Raw genomic sequence first — 18,750 nt, forward strand, 5'->3', positions numbered from 1 at the left:
CTTCGCGGGCAAGCCCGCTCCCACAGGTAACTGATGCTGCCCCTGTGGTAGCGGGCTTGCCCGCGAAGAGGCCCTGACAGACACCCGCACAATCAACCCTGGCACCAGCCTGCCGGGCCATCCAGAGGCTACTCATGAAGACCCTGAACTCGACTCCCCGCGCCGACGGTTTCCACATGCCCGCCGAGTGGGCCCCGCAAACCCAGGTATGGATGGTCTGGCCGGAGCGCCCGGACAACTGGCGCCTGGGCGGCAAGCCCGCGCAGGCGGCGCACGTCACCCTGGCCAAGGCCATTGCCCGCTTCGAGCCGGTCACCGTGGCGGTATCTGCGGGCCAGTACGAAAATGCCCGCCGCCAGCTCGACCTGCCCAATATTCGCGTGGTCGAGATCAGCAACGACGACGCCTGGGTCCGCGACACCGGCCCGACCTTCGTGATCAACGATCATGGCGAAGTGCGTGGCGTGGATTGGGGCTTCAATGCCTGGGGCGGTTTCGATGGCGGCCTGTATGCGCCCTGGAACCGTGACGAAGAACTGGCCGCCAAGGTCATGGAGATGGAGCGCTGCCAGCGCTACCACACTGAAGGTTTCGTACTCGAGGGCGGTTCGATCCACGTGGACGGCGAAGGCACCCTGATCACCACCGAAGAGTGCCTGCTCAATCGCAACCGCAACCCGCACCTCACGCGTGAGCAGATCGAAGACGTGCTGCGCGAACATCTGGCAGTCGAGACCATCGTCTGGCTGCCCGAAGGCCTGTACAACGATGAAACCGACGGCCACGTCGACAATTTCTGCTGTTACGTCAGCCCGGGCGAAGTGTTACTGGCCTGGACCGATGATTCCAACGACCCCAACTATGCGCGCTGCCAGGCTGCCTACGAGGTGCTGAAAAACACCCGCGATGCCAAGGGGCGCGAGTTCGTGGTGCACAAGATGCCCATTCCTGGGCCGCTGTTCGCCACCGAGGAAGAATGCGCCGGCGTTGACCAGGTCGCTGGCAGCCAGGAGCGTGACCCGTCGGTGCGCCTGGCCGGCTCCTACGTGAACTTCCTGATCGTCAACGGCGGCATCATCGCGCCGAGCTTCGACGACCCGGCAGATGCCCAGGCTAGAGCGATTCTGGCCAAGGTCTTCCCGGACCATGAAGTGGTGATGATCCCGGGTCGCGAGCTGTTGCTGGGCGGCGGCAACATCCACTGCCTCACCCAGCAGCAACCGGCACCGGTCAAGCGCTGATCGCCGAACACTGAAAGGGCCTGTCGAATGACAGGCCCTTTTGCTTCGCGCAAACGATTTATCCACGCGCTGGCACAGCTCTTGTATTGCATTTCCCTGGGGTGTTTCGGGGCGGCGGTCCACGCTGTTCTGTAACAATCTCACAGTAATTTAGCCGCTCACGGCCCCAGGGAGTACGTGTCGAATGAATGCAACAAGTGAGTCGGCTTTGTCTCCAATGGCGATCAATCACGAATCGCTCAAGGTGCTGGCGCAATGGTTGAAGCACCATGGAAACATCCGGGTCAGGAAGACCGATACGCGCCGCCTTCTGGATGGTCGTTATCCTCAAGGCCTGCTCAGTGAAGCGGAGCTCGAGGCTCTGGTTGCTGTCTGGCACTGAAGGCAAGGCATCGCATAACGAAAACGCCACCGTATCGACGGTGGCGTTTTTGTTTCAGCTGGCCAGCTCGGCAGCGTCCTCTTCCTCGAACCCGCGAGCGGCACGACCCACCAGCAGTGGATCTGGCGCGTGGGCGACGCTGTGGTCCTTGCCCGGGTAATCCAGCGAGTGAAGGAAGTGCCGGATGCAGTTGAGCCGGGCGCGCTTCTTGTCGTCGGACTTGATCACCGTCCAGGGCGCATCGGCGGTGTCGGTGTGGAAGAACATCGCCTCCTTGGCGGCGGTGTAGTCGTCCCACTTGTCCAGTGACTTGATGTCGATTGGCGACAGCTTCCAGTGCTTGAGTGGGTCGTCCCGCCGGGAGATGAAGCGGCGCAGCTGTTCTTCGCGATTCACCGAGAACCAGTACTTGAACAGCAGGATGCCGCTGTTGCACAGCATCCGCTCAAGGTCAGGTGCCTGGCGCATGAACTCCAGGTACTGCAGCGGTGAGCAGAAATCCATGACCCGCTCGACCCCGGCGCGGTTGTACCAGGAGCGGTCGAAGAACACCATTTCGCCCGCCGTAGGCAGGTGCTGGATGTAGCGCTGGAAGTACCACTGGCCCTTTTCCTGCTCGGACGGCTTCTCCAGCGCTACGATGCGAGCCCCTCGCGGATTCAGGTGCTCCATGAAGCGCTTGATGGTTCCGCCTTTGCCCGCTGCATCGCGTCCCTCGAACAGCACCACGATGCGCTGGCCGGTATCTTTCGCCCAGCTCTGCACCTTCAGCAGCTCGATCTGCAGCGCGTGCTTGGCCTTTTCGTACTCCTGGCGGCGCATGCGCGTGCGGTAGGGGTAGCTGGCCGGCAGGCGCGCGCTGGTGCTGTCTTCGTTACTGCCTTTAGGGGCGGTGGCGACTTCCAGGGCGGTAGGCTGCTGGCTGATCCGGGTGATGGACGCTTGCGGTTTGCGCTTGCGAGGGCGCGGTGTGCGCAGTGGTGTAGCCGCGGCAGCTTCGATGGGGCTGGGAAGGGGGAGGGGGGAATCGTCGCTCATGGAGGTCCTTTCGGGGATCGGGGGTCCATGGCGCAGTGTAGGGCGGTGCGGCTGGTGGCTTTTTGATGCTGGTCAATGCTGGCCGGTGGAGAGAGGCCTTCGCCGCAGTACACCCTGTGGGAGCGGGCTCGCCCCGCGATTGGGCCGCGCAGCGGCCCGGTTCTGCAAAAAACAGAATTTGATCGCAGAGACGTCGATTTACGGGTTGGCTGGCGTGCGTTCACCTTGCTCCAGCGAATGCGCAATGGCAATTAGGTTGGTACAGGCGAGGGGCATGGATGGTTGCACTGACGAAGAAGCGTAATCGCAGGCAACAAAAAACCCGCACTAGGCGGGTTTCTTGTGTCGCTTCGGGTAACTTTGCAACCACCCGATGCTTAATGGTGGTGCCCAGAGACGGAGTCGAACCGCCGACACGAGGATTTTCAATCCTCTGCTCTACCGACTGAGCTATCTGGGCGACGGGGCGAATTAAAAAGGTTTTCAGACCTTGCGTCAACGACTTTTTGAAAATTTTTTAAATTAATTCCGTCGCTTACGAATGTTGGCTATTTTTTGTACAGCGAACCGTTCGGATCGGGTTCACGCGCTGGGTGGAACGTAGCCTTCAGCCTGGGCGTATTCCTCGCCGGCGAAGAACTTGTCCATTTCCACCTGGAGGAATTTGCGGTCCTCGCCATTCATCATGTTCAGGCGCTTCTCGTTGATCAGCATGGTCTGGTGCTTCTGCCACTCGTCCCAGGCCTTCTGCGAGATGTGCTCGTAGATGTCCTGGCCCTTGGCGCCAGGGTAGGGCGGGCGTGGCAGGCCTGGCAGTTCTTCGTTGTACTTGCGGCACTTCACGGTGCGGGTCATCGGGCTTCTCCTGCAATCAATTCGTCGGCCACGCGTGCGAGCAGCTTCTTGACCGGGGCTGCCAGGCCCAGGCGCGGCGGGGTGGCGAGGTTATACCAGAGCCAGTCAGGCTCGGCCACGTGCGATCCGAGCGGGTCGACACGCACCAGCCACGGCTCGATCGCCAGCTGAAAGTGGCTGAAGGTGTGGGTCAGGCCTTGCAGCGCCTGGCTTTCGGTCATGCGCAGGCCGTGCTGGTAGGCAAGGTCGTCAAGCTGCGCCAGGCTGTCGAGCTCTGGCAGGCTCCACAGGCCGCCCCACAGGCCGCTGGAGGGGCGGCGGTAGAGCAGGATGGCGCCTTCGTTGTTGGTCAGCAGCGGCATCAGCGTCTTGCGCTGGGGCAGGGCCTTGCGCGGCTTGGGTTCGGGGTAGCGTTTCTCGTCGCCGAGCAGGTGCGCCTCGCAACCCTGCTGCAGCGGGCAGATCAGGCAACTGGGCTTGCTGCGTGTACACAGCGTGGCGCCCAGGTCCATCATCGCCTGGGTGTAGTGGTTGACCCGGGTCATCGGGGTGAAACGCTCGGCTGCGGCCCACAGCGCATTGGCCACCTTCGGCTCGCCGGGGTAACCGGCCTGCGCGGTGAAGCGCGCCAGGACGCGCTTGACGTTGCCGTCGAGGATCGGTGCGCGGATGCCCATGCTGATACTGGCGATGGCGCCTGCGGTGGAGCGGCCAATACCGGGCAGCTCGGTCAGCGCCTCGACGCTGCGCGGGAACTCGCCGCCATGCTGGGCGACGACGATCTTCGCGGCCTTCTGCAGGTTGCGAGCGCGGGTGTAGTAGCCCAGGCCCGTCCACAGGTGCAGGACCTCGTCTTCCGGCGCCTCGGCCAGGGCCTGCACGGTGGGCAGGGCCTGCATGAAGCGGTCGAAGTAGTTGAGCACGGTACTGACCTGGGTCTGCTGCAACATGATTTCCGACACCCACACCCGGTAGGGGGTGATGCCCTGTTGCCAGGGCAGATCGTGACGGCCGTGCTGGTCGAACCACGCCAGCACGGCGCTGGAGAACTGCTGGGGGCTCATCGTTTGAACAGCCCCTTGAGCGCGTCTTTCAATTCAGGGCTCACCTTGTCGCCGAGTTTTTCATCGAGCTTTTCGTCGATCTTGTCTTTCAGGCGGTTGCCCGCAAGCTTCGCGGCAACCTTGCCCAGGCCGTCCTGGTCCAGGCGGCAGGCCTTGGCCCCCAGTTCGAGCGGGCCGCGGCAGCGCAGTGGCACTTCGACGCCGACATAGCGCTCATTGACCTGGCACGCCGGGTCCGGCATGGCGCGCTGGTCGCCCTCGACCACCACGCCGACGCCGTAGTCCATGCCCAGTACGCGCAGGTCCAGGTCGCCCTGGCCGTTCACGGTCAAGCCCGGGATGCGCACCTTGAGGTCTGGGTTGCTGGCCACGCCATTGCGTACCACCAGCGTGCCGCGCAGTTCCTGGAAGGGCGTGTCCTTGGCCCGTGGCTCGCCGCTGAGCTGCTTGCGGTTGAGCGTGGCGATGGCCTGGCACAGCTGCTGCTCGAGGTTGGCATTGACCAGCACACCGTCATTGATGGTGAAACTGGCGTTGCCGTTGAGCGTATCGATCAGCGCCTTCTGGCTGTTGCCGGTGGCGGTCAGGTCGCTCGACAAGGTCAGCAGGCCCTTGACCGGCGGTGCCTGATCCGGGCTTTCGCGCTTGATGAAGTGCTCGACCGGTACCCGGTTGATCCTGGTATTCACCCCGAGCTGCGGGACGGCAGGGCGTACGTCGACGGTGCCCTTGGCTTCGAAGGTGCCGTTGTACAGGCCACCGCGCAGGGTCTCCAGGGTGACCAGGCCGCCCTGGCCATTGGCCTTGAGCTGGGCGTCGGTGATCGGCAGCTTGTCGAGGGTCAGCGCGCCGAACGACAGATCGGCCTGCAGGTCGAGGGCGCGCAGGCGATCGACCGGCAACAGCTTGTCGTTGCTCCAGGCTACTTGAGTGGGGGCGTTGGGCAGCGGCGTGGTGCCGGCACCGGCGATCGCGCTGGCTTCCTGTTGCTTGACCTCGGCCTGGCGCGCGGCCTTGGCGCCCTTGGCCTCATCGCTCTTGGCAGGCAGGTAGCGGTCGGCATCGAAGGTGTCGCCCTTGAGCTGCACGCGAAGGGCCTGCCTGGCGAAGTCTTCGACGGCGACACGGCCAGTGAAGGTGCTCTGGTCGAGTTTCACCGCCAGGTCTTCCATGGCGATGGAGTTCTGTGTGCCCTGCAGGCGGCCGACCAGTTCCAGCTTGGCGAAGGCCGCCGGGTCGGCAGTGGCTGGCAGCGGATGACCGATGCCGTCGAGGAAGGTACGCAGGTCGAACTGGGCGATGGACAGCCCGCCGCTGATTTGCGGCGCCTTGTCCAGGTCGCGCAGGCTCAGCTCGCCGAGGGCGCGCAACTGGTTGGCCGAGACCTTCAGGCCGCTCCAGGACGCGACGTTGGCGCCCAGGTCGACCAGCACCTGGCCCTGGGCGGCGAAGGTCACGGTCTTGCCAGCGGTCGGCTCGCCCGAGGTTTCGCCGGACAGGCGCATGTCTTCGAGGCTGTAGCGCTTGAGCTTGCGGTCGAAGCGCAGGTCGCCGACCAGTTCGGTACGAGCCTTGATGTTCGGCTCGCTGGCGCTGAGGAAGGCGCTGGCCTTGATTGGGGTGTTGACCCCATCGTGAATGGGCCCGCTGCTCAACTGGATGCTTTCGGCGCCATAGCTTTTGCCGCTCTGCTCATCGGTGAACTGCACCCGCGCGTTGTTGACGGTCAGGCTGTCGATGTCCAGCTTCACCGCGCGTTCGCTGCTGGCCTGCGCCTGCGCCGATGGCTGCGCGGGCGCGCCTTCGGCAGGGGCCGGCTGGTTGCTGGCCGTGGCATTCGGGTCGGGGAGCGGCTTGCCGATATCCTCCCAGTTGCCATGGCCGTGTTCGTCGCGCAGCAACCTAAGGTTCAAGCCCTCGATGCGCACGTCGCTCATCTGCACCTCACGGCGCAGCAGCGGCAGCACGCGCACCGACAGGCCGAGCATCTGCAGGTCGGCGAACGGCTGCTTGGGGTTGTTCAGCGTGGCGATGCTCGCCTCGTGCAGTTCCAGGCCCAGCCAGGGGAACAGGCTCCAGCCGATGTCACCGTTGAGGGTGAGCTCGACGTGGGCCTTGTTGCGGGCCAGCTGGCGGATTTCGTCTTTGTAGTCGTTGGGATCGAAGAGGTGGGTCAGGGCGAAGCCCAGCGCCACGATGATCAGCAACAACCCGAGAAGTCCCAGCCCCAGGAATTTGCCGAACGCTTTCATGGGCGAGTCCTTGTAGTCCGATAGGTGAATTCGAGCGGCAGAGTATAGCGCCGCGACCATCGCTTCTGAGTATCTGACAAGAGATACAGGGCGTTTCCTGCGAATCGGATTCGACAGTTCTGGCTTGGGCAGTTCCACGTTCGAGTCGGCGTCGGTCTCGTTCGCGGGCACGCCTGCTCCCACGAAAGCCGCGTGGTACCGCCGTTGTAGGAGCGGGCTTGCCCGCGAAGAGGTCGCTGCACATCGCAAACGGTTGCGCGTCCGACCTGTACCGGTTCAGTTTTATGAAAAATAATGATGTCAGATTGATCTCGCCGTCATCTTATGCTGGTAACCTTGCGCAGCTTCCGGAGTGACCGCGACCTATTGTCGCGGGGCAACGACGCCGAAAACGGTGCCAATTTCGCCTTGTGTGCCGCGAAACAGCCAGGGAAACGATCCGAAAGCGCAACCATACATAAAAGGATCGAATCCATGAATAGCAGTATTACGGCAGGAGCGGCGACGAGCGCGCCGGGCTTCCTGTCGAAGGAGCGCATCATCGCCCGGCCAGGGTTCAATCGCTGGCTGGTTCCACCGGCCGCCCTGGCCATTCACCTGTGCATCGGCATGGCCTATGGCTTCTCGGTGTTCTGGCTGCCTCTGTCCCAGGCCATCGGCATCACCGCACCGGTCGCCTGCTCGCCTGACATGGGCTTCATCGCCCGTCTGTTCAGCGCCGACTGCGACTGGCAGATCTCGATGCTCAGCTGGATCTACACCCTGTTCTTCGTCTTCCTCGGCTGCTCGGCCGCCGTGCTGGGCGGTTGGCTGGAACACGCCGGCCCGCGCAAGGCTGGCCTGGTATCGGCGCTGTGCTGGTGCGGCGGCCTGGTGATCTCGGCAATCGGCATCAAGACCCATCAGCTCTGGCTGATGTGGCTGGGCTCGGGTGTCATCGGCGGTATCGGCCTGGGGTTGGGCTACATCTCGCCGGTTTCGACGCTGATCAAGTGGTTCCCGGACAAGCGCGGCATGGCGACCGGCATGGCGATCATGGGCTTTGGCGGCGGCGCGATGGTGGGGGCGCCACTGGCCACTGCACTGATGGGGCATTTCGCCAACGGCCAGGAAGTCGGCGTATGGCAGAGCTTCATCGCCATGGCGGCGATCTACTTCGTGTTCATGACTGCTGGCGCCCTGGCGTACCGCGTGCCGCCGACCGGCTGGAAGCCTGAGGGCTGGACGCCGCCGGTGAAAAAGGCCAACGCCATGGTCACCGACCGTCACGTGCACGTCAGCGTGGCCTGGAAGACCCCGCAGTTCGCGCTGGTGTGGCTGGTGCTGTGCCTGAACGTCTCGGCCGGCATCGGCATCCTGGGCATGGCCTCGCCACTGCTGCAGGAAGTGTTCGGCGGCAAGCTGCTGGGCAACGACCTGAGCTTCAGCGAGCTGAATGCCGCGCAGTTGGCACAGATCGCTGCGATCGCTGCCGGCTTCACCGGCCTGTTGAGCCTGTTCAACATCGGCGGGCGCTTCTTCTGGGCGTCGTTCTCCGACTACATCGGGCGCAAGAACACCTACTTCGCCTTCTTCGCCATCGGCGTGGGCCTGTACACCCTGGTGCCGAACATGGGCCACATCGGCAACGTCGCGCTGTTCGTGGCGGCGTTCTGCATCATCCTGTCGATGTACGGTGGTGGCTTCTCCACAGTGCCCGCCTACCTGGCCGACCTGTTCGGCACGCAGATGGTCGGTGCGATCCACGGTCGCCTGCTGACCGCCTGGGCAGCAGCCGGCGTGCTCGGCCCGGTGCTGATCACCTACCTGCGTGAAGCCCAGCTGGCTGCGGGCGTACCGCGTGCCGCCGCCTACGACATGACCCTGTACATCCTCGCCGGCCTGCTGGTGCTGGGTTTCATCTGCAACCTGCTGGTGCGCCCGGTGGCCGACAAGTACTTCATGACCGAGGCCGAACTTGCCGCCGAGCGCGCGCTGAGCCACGACAAGGGCGCCGATGGTGCGCAGTCGCTGGAGTGGCATGCAGCGCCTGGCAGCCTGCCGCTGGTGCTGCTGGCCTGGGCCGTGGTGGTGATTCCGCTGGCCTGGGGCGTGTGGATCACCCTGCAGAAGACGGCGGTGCTGTTCCACTGATGCACTGATTTGCCGGGCCTGAAAGGGCCCTTTCGCGGGCGAGCCCGCTCCTGCAAGGCGATGTTGCCCTTGTGGGAGCGGGCTCGCCCGCGAATGCTTTGTGCTGCCACACGTCATCCGCGTTTCAAGCCGGCGCATTCTGGGCCTATAATGGAGCCCTTTTCGCCCAATGATTTTGCGGAGCTGGTGATGGTCGAACGTAAGGCTTCCGTCGAGCGCAATACCCTGGAAACCCAGGTCAAGGCCTCGATCAACCTGGATGGCACCGGCAAGGCCCGATTCGATATCGGTGTGCCTTTCCTTGAACACATGCTCGACCAGATCGCCCGGCACGGGCTGATCGATCTGGACATCGAATGCAAGGGCGACCTGCATATCGACGATCACCATACCGTCGAAGACGTCGGTATCACCCTCGGCCAGGCTTTCGCCAAGGCCATTGGCGACAAGAAGGGCATCTTCCGCTACGGCCACGCCTACGTGCCGTTGGACGAAGCGCTGTCGCGCGTGGTCATCGACTTCTCCGGCCGTCCCGGTCTGCAGATGCATGTGCCGTTCACCCGCGCCTCGGTCGGCGGTTTCGACGTCGATCTGTTCCAGGAGTTCTTCCAGGGCTTCGTCAACCACGCCCTGGTGACCCTGCACATCGACACGATTCGTGGTCACAACACCCACCACCAGATCGAAACCGTGTTCAAGGCCTTCGGCCGCGCCCTGCGCATGGCCGTGACGCTCGATGAGCGCATGGCGGGGCAGATGCCGTCCACCAAAGGGTGCCTGTAGATGCAGACGGTAGCGGTAATCGACTATGGCATGGGCAACCTGCACTCGGTGGCCAAGGCCCTGGAGCACGTGGGCGCTGGCAAGGTGCTGGTCACCAGCGACGCGGCGGTGATCCGCGAGGCCGATCGCGTGGTGTTCCCAGGCGTCGGCGCGATCCGCGACTGCATGGCCGAGATTCGTCGCCTGGGCTTCGACAGCCTGGTGCGTGAAGTCAGCCAGGACCGCCCCTTCCTCGGCATCTGCGTCGGCATGCAGGCGCTGCTCGAGCACAGCGAGGAGAACGAAGGCGTCGACTGCATCGGCCTGTTCCCCGGCCAGGTACGTTTCTTCGGCAAGGGCCTGGAGGAAGACGGCGAGCACCTGAAGGTGCCGCACATGGGCTGGAACGAAGTCAGCCAGTGCATCGACCACCCGCTGTGGCACGACATCCCGGACCGCGCGCGTTTCTATTTCGTGCACAGCTACTACATCAATGCCGGCAAGCCGGGCCAGGTGGTCGGTCGCGGTCACTATGGCGTCGACTTCGCCGCTGCGCTGGCCGACGGCTCGCGCTTCGCCGTGCAATTCCACCCGGAAAAGAGCCACACGCACGGCCTGCAACTGCTGCAGAACTTCGTCGCCTGGGACGGGCGCTGGTAAATGAGCAGGTCGAAGACCAAGGCCCCGGTCATCACCCTGGCCCCCGAGCAGGAGCGCGAGGCACTCGATGTGCTCAAGCGCTTCCTTGAAGACCGCTTCGAGCTGACGCTCGGTTCGTTCGAGGTGGCCGAGGTCCTCGAATTGTTCAGCAAGGAAATTGCACCCCATTACTACAACAGGGCGATTGCCGATGTTCAACTGCACCTCAAGGAGCGGTTCGAAAGCATCGAAAGCGACTTGTGGGCGCTCGAGAAGCCCTGAACTCCACCGATTAGAACAGGTTTCCAAGATGCTGATTATCCCCGCTATCGATCTGAAGGACGGTGCCTGCGTGCGCCTGCGCCAGGGCCGCATGGAAGACTCGACGGTATTCTCCGACGACCCGGTGAGCATGGCTGCCAAGTGGGTCGAGGGTGGCTGCCGCCGCCTGCACCTGGTCGACCTCAACGGCGCCTTCGAGGGCCAGCCGGTCAACGGCGAAGTGGTCACTGCCATCGCCAAGCGCTACCCGACACTGCCGATCCAGATCGGCGGCGGCATCCGTTCGCTGGAAACCATCGAGCACTACGTCAAGGCTGGCGTCAGCTACGTGATCATCGGCACCAAGGCGGTCAAGCAGCCTGAGTTCGTCGCCGAGGCGTGCAAGGCGTTCCCGGGCAAGGTCATCGTCGGCCTGGACGCGAAGGACGGTTTTGTCGCCACCGACGGCTGGGCTGAAGTGAGCTCGGTGCAGGTCATCGACCTGGCCAAGCGATTCGAGGCCGATGGCGTCTCGGCGATCGTCTACACCGACATCGCCAAGGACGGCATGATGCAGGGCTGCAACGTGCCCTTCACCAAGGCCCTGGCCGAAGCCACCTCGATCCCGGTGATCGCCTCGGGCGGCATCCACAACCTGGGTGACATCAAGGCCCTGCTGGACGCCAAGACCCCAGGCATCATCGGCGCCATTACCGGGCGTGCCATCTACGAAGGCACCCTCGATGTCGCCGAGGCCCAGGCCTTCTGCGACAACTACCAAGGCTGAGGACTGAACCATGGCACTGGCCAAGCGCATCATCCCTTGCCTGGACGTGGACAACGGCCGGGTGGTCAAGGGCGTCAAGTTCGAGAACATCCGTGATGCGGGTGATCCGGTGGAAATCGCCCGTCGCTACAACGAGCAGGGCGCCGACGAGATCACCTTCCTGGACATCACCGCCAGTGTCGATGGCCGTGATACCACCTTGCATACCGTCGAGCGCATGGCCAGCCAGGTGTTCATCCCGCTGACCGTCGGGGGTGGCGTGCGTACCGTGCAGGACATCCGCAACCTGCTCAACGCCGGTGCCGACAAGGTTTCGATCAACACCGCCGCAGTGTTCAACCCTGAGTTCGTTGGCGAAGCTGCCGACCGTTTCGGTTCGCAGTGCATTGTCGTGGCCATCGACGCCAAGAAGGTTTCTGGCCCAGGCGAAACGCCGCGCTGGGAGATCTTCACCCATGGCGGGCGCAAGCCCACCGGTCTGGATGCGGTGGAGTGGGCGAAGAAGATGGAAGGGCTGGGCGCCGGTGAGATCCTGCTGACCAGCATGGACCAGGACGGCATGAAGAACGGCTTCGACCTTGGCGTGACCCGTGCCATCAGCGATGCGCTGGGGATTCCGGTGATCGCCTCCGGTGGTGTGGGCAACCTGCAGCATCTGGCCGATGGGATTCTGGAAGGGCATGCCAGCGCGGTGCTGGCGGCGAGCATCTTCCACTTCGGCGAGTACACGGTGCCCGAGGCCAAGGGCTACATGGCTTCGCGCGGGATCGTCGTACGCTGAATCAGTGATTGGGGCTGCTTTGCAGCCTTCGCGGGCAAGCCCGCTCCCACAGGTTGTGTAAATCCTGTGGGAGCGGGCTTGCCCGCGAAGGGCCGCGACGCGGCCCCAATTGCTTCAACCGTGATTCTTGCCGAGCAACGCGTGATACAGCTCGCTGTCGCCCAGAATACCGACCACCTTGTCGTTCTCCTGCAGCACCAGCTTGTTGCCGGTCTGATAACGAATCTGCAGTGCCTCGCGCATGCCGATGTCGGCGTGCACCAGCGTTGGCAGGCGACCCAGGCTTTCCACATCCTGCCCTGGCACCCAATTCTGCAGGTCCAACCCGTTCTGCCCCTGGCGCGCGCGCTTGATCGAGCCGCCCTCGCCCAGGTCCAGCCATGAATCACCACCCGGATCCAGGCACACCGAACCGTTGATCCGCTTGCAGTTGTCCAGGCTGCGCATCAGGCTGCGCCCGCACAGGACATTGAGCGGGTTGGTGTGGGCGACGAAGGTGCGCACGTATTCGTCGGCCGGGTTCAGCACGATCTCTTCCGGCTTGCTGTACTGGATGATCCGGCCGTCCTTCATGATCGCGATGCGGCTACCCAGCTTGAGCGCCTCGTCCAGGTCGTGGCTGACGAAGACGATGGTCTTGCTCAGTTTGCGCTGCAGTTCCAGCAGCTCGTCCTGCAGGCCCTGGCGGATCAGCGGGTCGAGTGCAGAGAAGGGCTCGTCCATCAGCAGGATGTCGGCGTCCATCGCCAGCGCACGGGCCAGGCCCACTCGCTGCTGCATGCCCCCGGACAGTTCGTCCGGTTTCTTGTTGCGCCACTGGGTCAGGCCCACCAGCTCGAGTTTTTCATCGACCAGCTTGCGCCGCTCTTTCTCGGGGCGACCCTGCATTTCCAGGCCGAAGCTGATGTTCTCGCGTACGGTCAGCCAGGGCATCAGGGCGAATTTCTGGAACACCATGGCAATGCGCTTGGTGCGCATCATCTTCAGCTCCGCCGGGGTGCAGTGGGCAATGTCGATGTGCTTGCCTTCGTGCTCGACGAACAGCTTGCCGCGGCTGACGGTGTTCAGGCCGTTGATGCAGCGCAGCAGGCTCGATTTGCCCGAGCCCGACAGGCCCATCAGCACGCAGATTTCGCCTTTCTCGATATCCAGGTTGGCCTTTTCGACGCCGACCACCAGCCCGGTCTGCTTGAGGATCTGCTCGCGGGTCTTGCCCTCGTCGAGCAGCGACAGCGCTTCGCGCGGCTTGCTGGAGAAGATGACGTCGACATCTTCGAAGCGAATGATGCTCATGCTTCACTCCTTGCCGGCAGTTCCGGTTGCTTGCAGATACGGTCGAGCATGATCGCCAGCAGCACGATCGCAAGGCCCGCTTCGAAGCCGAGCGAGATGTCGGCGGTGTTGAGAGCGTTGACCACCGGCTTGCCCAGGCCATCGGCGCCGACCAGGGCGGCGATCACCACCATCGACAGCGACAGCATGATGCACTGGGTCACGCCGGCAGCGATGCTCGGCATGGCGTGCGGCAGTTCGATACGGGTCAGCAGTTGGCGACGCGAGCAGCCGAAGGCCTTGCCGGCGTCCATCAACTCCTGCGGTACGTCGCAGATGCCCAGGTAGGTGAGGCGAATGGGGGCCGCGATGGCGAACACTACGGTGGAAATCAGCCCCGGTACTACTCCCAGGCCGAACAGGGTGAGGGTCGGGATCAGGTAGACGAAGGTGGGTACGGTCTGCATCAGGTCGAGTACCGGACGCATGGCGGTATAGAACATCGGCTTGTGCGCGGCAATGATGCCCAGCGGCACGCCGATGGCTACGCAGACCACCGTGGCGAAGCTCACTTGCGCCAGGGTTTCCATGGTTTCCTGCCAGTAACCGAGGTTGAGGATCAACAGGAACGACAGGGCGACGAAGACGGTCAGCGCCCACTTGCGCTGGATCAGGTGCGCGAGGGCGGCGAACAGGGCGATGAGGACGAAGGGGTTGAACCAGGTCAGGGCGCTGGTGACGCCATGGATCATGAACTCCAGGCCTTGGGCGATAGCGTCGAAGTAGTTGGCGCCGTTCTGGGTCAACCATTCGACAAATGAGGCGATGTACTGCCCCAGAGGTATTTTCTGATCGATAAGCATGATAGCGAGCTTCCACCTGCAATGATTGGAATCAGTCCGGGGTGAGCACGGTCCCACCCCGAGGTAGTGCCTAAAGCTACTGCGTCAACTTGGCCTTGGCTGCCTCCAGGCCTGGTTTGCCATCCACGGTGGTGACGCCGGCCAGCCAGGTATCCAGCTTGCCAGGGTTGTCCTTGAGCCACTTCTTGGCGGCCGCCTCGGGCTTCATCTTGTCGTCCAGGACATAGCCCATCATGGTGCTTTCATCCTTGAGCTCGAACACCAGGTTCTTCAGCAGCTGGCCGACGTTGCTGCATTCCTGCGCATAACCCTTGCGGGTGTTGGTCAGTACAGTGGCCTTGCCGAACTCGGGACCGAAGAACTCATCACCCCCGGTCAGGTACTGCATCTTGAAGCGGGTATTCATCGGGTGCGGTTCCCAGCCCAGGAACACTATGGCCTCACCGCGCTTCTGGGCTCGATCGACCTGCGACAGCATGCCGGCCTCGCTCGACTGCACGATCTTGAAGCCGGCGTCCTTCAGGCCGAAGGCGTTCTTGTCGATCATGCTCTGGATGGTGCGGTTGCCATCGTTGCCCGGTTCGATGCCGTAGATCTTGCCGTCGAGTTCCTTCTTGAACTTGGGAATATCGCTGAAATCCTTCAGACCCTTGTCATACAGAGCCTGGGGCACTGCCAGGGTGTACTTGGCGTTTTCCAGGTTGGCGCGGACCGTCTCGACGGTGCCAGCGTCGCGGTACTGCTTGATATCGTTTTCCATGGTCGGCATCCAGTTGCCGAGGAACACGTCGAGGTCCTTGCCGGTGGCCAGCGACTTGTAGGTCACCGGCACCGAGATCATGGTGGTGTGGGTCTTGTAGCCCAGCGCTTCGAGGACAACGCTGGTGGTTGCCGTGGTCACGGTGATGTCGGTCCAGCCGACATCGGAGAAGCGGACCGTCTGACACTGTTCCGGTTCGGCGGCTTGGGCGAACACGGGTGCTGCGAGCAACGCAACCAACAACAGCGAGGGTGAACCTTTCATGGGTGGACTCCTGTGATTTTTTCTTCGGGTTCGCGTAATCGTCGTCGCTTTCTGGGGCGTCGATCGATCTGGCCTGCAGAGGGCAGGTTGCGTGGCCGTGCAATACGAGTCGCTTTCGATAATCCCCCAGCGTTCGGCAATCGCCTACTGGTGGAGTCGTAACCAGTGCAGGACAGGTCGCATCCAGTACGGGCAATGTCGCTTACGGATTTTTCCCCGCCCCGGCCCGTGTCTTTGCGTCACCCGTTCGCCTGAAAGCGGCGCAATGATGGCTTTCGCAACAGGGCGCTGCCGGACAAAAGTACGTCGGTTGCAGACGGCGAGGGGAGGGGTAAAAGCCCGATGATGCGTGCATTCGCGGCAACTCGCCGCTATCAGCCTAGCAGCTGGCTGCGCCGCCACATGGCGCGCAGAGACAAGCCCATCAAGAGGTGATTCGACAATGGCCATCAGCGTGTTCGACCTGTTCAAGATCGGCGTCGGGCCTTCCAGCTCGCATACCGTCGGCCCCATGCGCGCCGCAGCACTGTTCGTCCAGGGCCTGCGCGAACGCGGCGATCTGGAGCGGGTTCGGCGCATCGAGGTACGGCTGTACGGCTCGTTGTCGGCCACCGGCATCGGTCACGGCACTGACAACGCCACGATCATGGGGCTGATGGGCGAGTGGCCCGACGCAATCGACCCCACGCAGATCACCCCACGCATCGCCGACTTGCGTGAAACCAACACCTTGCAGCTCGACAGCCGCCTGCCCATCGAATTCATCTGGGCCCGCGACATGCTGTTGCTCGACGAGAACCTGCCCTACCACCCCAACGCCATGACCCTGGTGGCCGAAGGTGCCGAGGGCGAGCTGCATCGCGACACTTACTACTCGGTGGGTGGCGGCTTCGTGGTCGATGCGGCGCAGGCCGCGAGCGGCGTACTGGACGCCGACCAGACGGTGTTGCCCTACGATTTCAACAGCGCCGCCGAACTGCTGCGCCTGTGCAAGCAAAACGACATGCGCGTGTCGCAATTGATGATGGAGAACGAGAAGGTCTGGCGCAGCGAAGCCGAGATTCGCGCCGGTCTGCTCAAGCTCTGGGGGGCCATGCAGGAATGCGTGAACAACGGCCTCAAGCACGAAGGCATCTTGCCCGGCGGGCTCAATGTACGGCGCCGCGCAGCCAAGCTGCACCGCAGCCTGCAGGAGATCGGCAAGCCGAATGTGATCGGCTCGACCATGAGTGCCATGGAGTGGGTGAACCTGTTCGCTCTGGCCGTCAACGAAGAAAACGCCGCGGGTGGGCGCATGGTCACCGCGCCTACCAACGGCGCGGCCGGCATCATCCCGGCAGTGTTGCACTACTACATGCGCTTCTCCGACGCGGTGGATGAGTCCAACGTGGTCGAGTTCTTCCTGGGCGCAGCGGCGGTAGGCATCCTGTGCAAGAAGAACGCCTCGATCTCCGGCGCCGAAGTGGGCTGCCAGGGCGAGGTCGGTTCGGCCTGCGCCATGGCTGCAGCGGGTCTGGCCGAAGTGCTCGGGGCTACCCCGGCACAACTGGAGAACGCTGCTGAAATCGCCCTGGAGCACAACCTCGGGCTGACCTGCGACCCGGTCGGTGGGCTGGTCCAGGTGCCTTGCATCGAACGTAACGCCATCGCTGCCGTAAAGGCGATCAACGCCGTGCAGATGGCCCTGCGTGGCGACGGCGAACACTTCATCTCCCTCGACCAGGTGATCCGCACCATGCGCGACACCGGTGCCGACATGCACGACAAGTACAAGGAGACCTCCCGCGGCGGGTTGGCAGTCAGCGTCATCGAATGCTGATGCGCTGATCTGGCCCTTTTGCGGCGGTTGTGCTGCTTTATTGTGCAACAGCCGGTGCCGACCGGCTGTCGGCTGTCGCGACCAGTGGTGTCATTGTCGGTGACACTTATGAATGTCGCTTCTGGGCAGCCTTCCCACAAGTGCTACCGAACTGCTCAGTCGTTACACGCAGAGGCGCTGGCACGCCTGTTTGCGGTGTTCATCCAGCGCCCCTTGAAAGGCCCTACAACTCGCACGGCAACGTCGTTTTTGGGTTTTTTTGGATAGCCGTTCAATTTCAGGCACGGCGATTGCGTTGAGATTGGCAAAGCCCCTGCATACGAATCGGGGCCATGACAAGAAACGGTGCCCGCCTGAGGCACACCCTGCATTGTGTGAGGAGAAACCGCGATGACGTCGTACACCTCCGGGAACCCAACCCAGAACCGCACAGCCCCCCAGTCCATCGGCTTTCTCCTGCTGGACAACTTCACCCTGATCTCGCTTGCCTCGGCCGTCGAGCCGCTGCGCATGGCCAACCAGCTGTCGGGGCGCGAGCTGTACCGCTGGCATACGCTGACCGTCGATGGCGGCCAGGTCTGGGCCAGCGATGGCTTGCAGATCACTCCGGACGCCGCAATGCACAGCGCACCGCCGGTAGACACCGTGATCGTCTGCGGTGGCGTCGGTATCCAGCGCACCGTGACCCGCGAACACGTCACCTGGCTGCAGGCCCAGGCGCGCCAGTCGCGCAGGCTTGGCGCGGTGTGCACTGGCAGCTGGGCATTGGCTTGTGCCGGCCTGCTCGACGGCTTCGACTGCAGCGTGCACTGGGAGTGTCTGGCGGCGATGCAGGAGGCCTTCCCACGGGTCAACATGAGCACGCGCCTGTTCACCCTCGACCGCAACCGCTTCACCAGCTCCGGCGGCACTGCGCCGCTGGACATGATGTTGCACCTGATCAGCCGCGATCATGGCCGTGAGCTGTCGGCGGCCATCTCCGAGATGTTCGTCTACGAGCGTATCCGCAACGAGCAGGATCACCAGCGCGTGCCGCTCAAGCACATGCTCGGCACCAACCAGCCGAAGCTGCAGGAAATCGTCGCGCTGATGGAGGCCAACCTCGAAGAGCCGATCGACCTGGACGAGCTGGCGGTGTACGTCAACGTGTCGCGGCGTCAGCTCGAGCGCCTGTTCCAGAAGTACCTGCACTGCTCGCCGTCGCGTTACTACCTCAAGCTGCGGCTCATCCGTGCACGGCAGCTGCTCAAGCAGACGCCGATGTCGATCATCGAGGTGGCGTCTGTGTGCGGGTTCGTGTCGACGCCGCACTTCTCCAAGTGCTACCGCGAATACTTCGGCATTCCGCCGCGTGACGAGCGTGTAGGTTCCAATACCGCGCAGCAGGTGGCGATGATGCCGATTCCGCAGGCCATGGCGCTGTCGCCGCACAGCGGGCCGATGGCGGCCCTGAGCCAGGCGCGTAACGAGTCGACCTTTGCCAGTGTGAGGCTCTGAGACGGCGTCGCCTTCTTCGCGGGTAAATCGGAGCGCCGAACCGCCGCTCCCACAGGGATCGCGTGACCCTGTGGGAGTAA

The 18,750-nt window shown here is 63.3% G+C and carries 17 protein-coding genes and 1 tRNA gene; 10 read left to right on the top strand and 8 right to left on the bottom strand.

Features of this window, described 5'->3' with window-relative positions:
- The first annotated feature begins 134 nt into the window (after positions 1-134).
- Positions 135-1,241, top strand: coding sequence for an agmatine deiminase (aguA, locus tag ACMGGG_RS25415; RefSeq protein WP_063542260.1), 1,107 nt, complete (start codon positions 135-137; stop codon positions 1,239-1,241).
- A gap of 184 nt (positions 1,242-1,425) precedes the next feature.
- Positions 1,426-1,623 (top strand): hypothetical protein, encoded by a 198-nt coding sequence (locus ACMGGG_RS25420; protein WP_054891701.1) that lies wholly within the window; start codon positions 1,426-1,428, stop codon positions 1,621-1,623.
- 54 nt (positions 1,624-1,677) lie between these two features.
- Here ACMGGG_RS25420 and ppk2 read toward each other — a convergent pair whose 3' ends face one another.
- The 5 genes from ppk2 to ACMGGG_RS25445 all read right to left on the bottom strand — a co-directional run bounded on the left by ppk2 (position 1,678) and on the right by ACMGGG_RS25445 (position 6,832).
- The gene (gene ppk2, locus ACMGGG_RS25425) at positions 1,678-2,661 is read right to left on the bottom strand and encodes a polyphosphate kinase 2 (protein ID WP_414154635.1); all 984 of its coding nucleotides are present in this window, start codon (positions 2,659-2,661) and stop codon (positions 1,678-1,680) included.
- A gap of 384 nt (positions 2,662-3,045) precedes the next feature.
- Positions 3,046-3,121, bottom strand: a tRNA-Phe gene (locus ACMGGG_RS25430).
- A gap of 122 nt (positions 3,122-3,243) precedes the next feature.
- Positions 3,244-3,516, bottom strand: a complete 273-nt coding sequence (locus tag ACMGGG_RS25435; protein ID WP_414154636.1) for an oxidative damage protection protein — start codon at positions 3,514-3,516, stop codon at positions 3,244-3,246.
- Positions 3,513-4,580: an A/G-specific adenine glycosylase gene (gene mutY, locus ACMGGG_RS25440; protein ID WP_063542262.1), complete on the bottom strand. Its 1,068-nt coding sequence runs from the start codon at positions 4,578-4,580 to the stop codon at positions 3,513-3,515. Before mutY ends, ACMGGG_RS25435 begins: the two co-directional genes overlap by 4 nt.
- Positions 4,577-6,832, bottom strand: a complete 2,256-nt coding sequence (locus ACMGGG_RS25445) for an AsmA family protein (RefSeq protein WP_414154637.1) — start codon at positions 6,830-6,832, stop codon at positions 4,577-4,579. Before ACMGGG_RS25445 ends, mutY begins: the two co-directional genes overlap by 4 nt.
- A 474-nt stretch (positions 6,833-7,306) precedes the next feature.
- Here ACMGGG_RS25445 and ACMGGG_RS25450 point away from each other — a divergent pair, with 474 nt between their 5' ends.
- The 6 genes from ACMGGG_RS25450 (at position 7,307) to hisF (ending at position 12,195) form a co-directional block, all read left to right on the top strand.
- Positions 7,307-8,965, top strand: coding sequence for an OFA family MFS transporter (locus ACMGGG_RS25450; RefSeq protein WP_063542266.1), 1,659 nt, complete (start codon positions 7,307-7,309; stop codon positions 8,963-8,965).
- A gap of 189 nt (positions 8,966-9,154) precedes the next feature.
- A complete protein-coding gene (hisB, locus tag ACMGGG_RS25455) occupies positions 9,155-9,748 on the top strand; it encodes an imidazoleglycerol-phosphate dehydratase HisB (RefSeq protein WP_054891708.1) in 594 nt (197 codons plus the stop codon).
- A complete protein-coding gene (gene hisH / locus ACMGGG_RS25460; RefSeq protein ID WP_054891709.1) occupies positions 9,749-10,387 on the top strand; it encodes an imidazole glycerol phosphate synthase subunit HisH in 639 nt (212 codons plus the stop codon).
- Positions 10,388-10,648, top strand: coding sequence for a DUF2164 domain-containing protein (locus ACMGGG_RS25465; protein WP_054891710.1), 261 nt, complete (start codon positions 10,388-10,390; stop codon positions 10,646-10,648).
- Between the two features lie 28 nt (positions 10,649-10,676).
- Positions 10,677-11,414, top strand: coding sequence for a 1-(5-phosphoribosyl)-5-[(5-phosphoribosylamino)methylideneamino]imidazole-4-carboxamide isomerase (hisA, locus tag ACMGGG_RS25470; protein WP_414154638.1), 738 nt, complete (start codon positions 10,677-10,679; stop codon positions 11,412-11,414).
- A gap of 10 nt (positions 11,415-11,424) precedes the next feature.
- The gene (hisF, locus tag ACMGGG_RS25475; protein ID WP_414154639.1) at positions 11,425-12,195 is read left to right on the top strand and encodes an imidazole glycerol phosphate synthase subunit HisF; all 771 of its coding nucleotides are present in this window, start codon (positions 11,425-11,427) and stop codon (positions 12,193-12,195) included.
- A gap of 114 nt (positions 12,196-12,309) precedes the next feature.
- Here the strand turns inward: hisF and choV are convergent, their stop codons facing one another.
- The 3 genes from choV to ACMGGG_RS25490 all read right to left on the bottom strand — a co-directional run bounded on the left by choV (position 12,310) and on the right by ACMGGG_RS25490 (position 15,354).
- Positions 12,310-13,488, bottom strand: coding sequence for a choline ABC transporter ATP-binding protein (gene choV, locus ACMGGG_RS25480; RefSeq protein WP_054891712.1), 1,179 nt, complete (start codon positions 13,486-13,488; stop codon positions 12,310-12,312).
- On the bottom strand, positions 13,485-14,333 hold the full coding sequence (gene choW / locus ACMGGG_RS25485; RefSeq protein ID WP_172964837.1) for a choline ABC transporter permease subunit: 849 nt from the start codon (positions 14,331-14,333) through the stop codon (positions 13,485-13,487). Before choW ends, choV begins: the two co-directional genes overlap by 4 nt.
- Positions 14,334-14,406: 73 nt before the next feature.
- Positions 14,407-15,354, bottom strand: coding sequence for a choline ABC transporter substrate-binding protein (locus ACMGGG_RS25490; RefSeq protein WP_054891714.1), 948 nt, complete (start codon positions 15,352-15,354; stop codon positions 14,407-14,409).
- 442 nt (positions 15,355-15,796) lie between these two features.
- Between ACMGGG_RS25490 and ACMGGG_RS25495 the strand changes: the two genes are divergently transcribed.
- Together ACMGGG_RS25495 and ACMGGG_RS25500 are read left to right on the top strand one after the other, a co-directional pair.
- The gene (locus ACMGGG_RS25495) at positions 15,797-17,173 is read left to right on the top strand and encodes an L-serine ammonia-lyase (RefSeq protein WP_063542272.1); all 1,377 of its coding nucleotides are present in this window, start codon (positions 15,797-15,799) and stop codon (positions 17,171-17,173) included.
- A 390-nt stretch (positions 17,174-17,563) separates the two neighbouring features.
- Positions 17,564-18,670: a GlxA family transcriptional regulator gene (locus ACMGGG_RS25500; RefSeq protein WP_054891716.1), complete on the top strand. Its 1,107-nt coding sequence runs from the start codon at positions 17,564-17,566 to the stop codon at positions 18,668-18,670.
- Positions 18,671-18,750: the final 80 nt, after the last annotated feature.

The sequence above is a fragment of the Pseudomonas sp. BNK-44-b genome (genome assembly GCF_047456245.1).
GTDB classification, from domain to species: domain Bacteria; phylum Pseudomonadota; class Gammaproteobacteria; order Pseudomonadales; family Pseudomonadaceae; genus Aquipseudomonas; species Aquipseudomonas machongensis.

What these genes read in the sequence shown, in the direction of transcription:
- hisA (WP_414154638.1), top strand. Translation starts at nt 10,677, where the DNA reads ATGCTGATTATCCCCGCTATCGATCTGAAGGACGGTGCCTGCGTGCGC.
- ACMGGG_RS25500 (WP_054891716.1), top strand. Translation starts at nt 17,564, where the DNA reads ATGACGTCGTACACCTCCGGGAACCCAACCCAGAACCGCACAGCCCCC.
- hisH (WP_054891709.1), top strand. Translation starts at nt 9,749, where the DNA reads ATGCAGACGGTAGCGGTAATCGACTATGGCATGGGCAACCTGCACTCG.
- hisF (WP_414154639.1), top strand. Translation starts at nt 11,425, where the DNA reads ATGGCACTGGCCAAGCGCATCATCCCTTGCCTGGACGTGGACAACGGC.
- ACMGGG_RS25450 (WP_063542266.1), top strand. Translation starts at nt 7,307, where the DNA reads ATGAATAGCAGTATTACGGCAGGAGCGGCGACGAGCGCGCCGGGCTTC.
- ACMGGG_RS25495 (WP_063542272.1), top strand. Translation starts at nt 15,797, where the DNA reads ATGGCCATCAGCGTGTTCGACCTGTTCAAGATCGGCGTCGGGCCTTCC.
- hisB (WP_054891708.1), top strand. Translation starts at nt 9,155, where the DNA reads ATGGTCGAACGTAAGGCTTCCGTCGAGCGCAATACCCTGGAAACCCAG.
- ACMGGG_RS25435 (WP_414154636.1), bottom strand. Translation starts at nt 3,516, where the DNA reads ATGACCCGCACCGTGAAGTGCCGCAAGTACAACGAAGAACTGCCAGGC.
- ACMGGG_RS25465 (WP_054891710.1), top strand. Translation starts at nt 10,388, where the DNA reads ATGAGCAGGTCGAAGACCAAGGCCCCGGTCATCACCCTGGCCCCCGAG.
- ACMGGG_RS25420 (WP_054891701.1), top strand. Translation starts at nt 1,426, where the DNA reads ATGAATGCAACAAGTGAGTCGGCTTTGTCTCCAATGGCGATCAATCAC.
- aguA (WP_063542260.1), top strand. Translation starts at nt 135, where the DNA reads ATGAAGACCCTGAACTCGACTCCCCGCGCCGACGGTTTCCACATGCCC.
- choV (WP_054891712.1), bottom strand. Translation starts at nt 13,488, where the DNA reads ATGAGCATCATTCGCTTCGAAGATGTCGACGTCATCTTCTCCAGCAAG.
- ppk2 (WP_414154635.1), bottom strand. Translation starts at nt 2,661, where the DNA reads ATGAGCGACGATTCCCCCCTCCCCCTTCCCAGCCCCATCGAAGCTGCC.
- ACMGGG_RS25445 (WP_414154637.1), bottom strand. Translation starts at nt 6,832, where the DNA reads ATGAAAGCGTTCGGCAAATTCCTGGGGCTGGGACTTCTCGGGTTGTTG.
- ACMGGG_RS25490 (WP_054891714.1), bottom strand. Translation starts at nt 15,354, where the DNA reads ATGAAAGGTTCACCCTCGCTGTTGTTGGTTGCGTTGCTCGCAGCACCC.
- mutY (WP_063542262.1), bottom strand. Translation starts at nt 4,580, where the DNA reads ATGAGCCCCCAGCAGTTCTCCAGCGCCGTGCTGGCGTGGTTCGACCAG.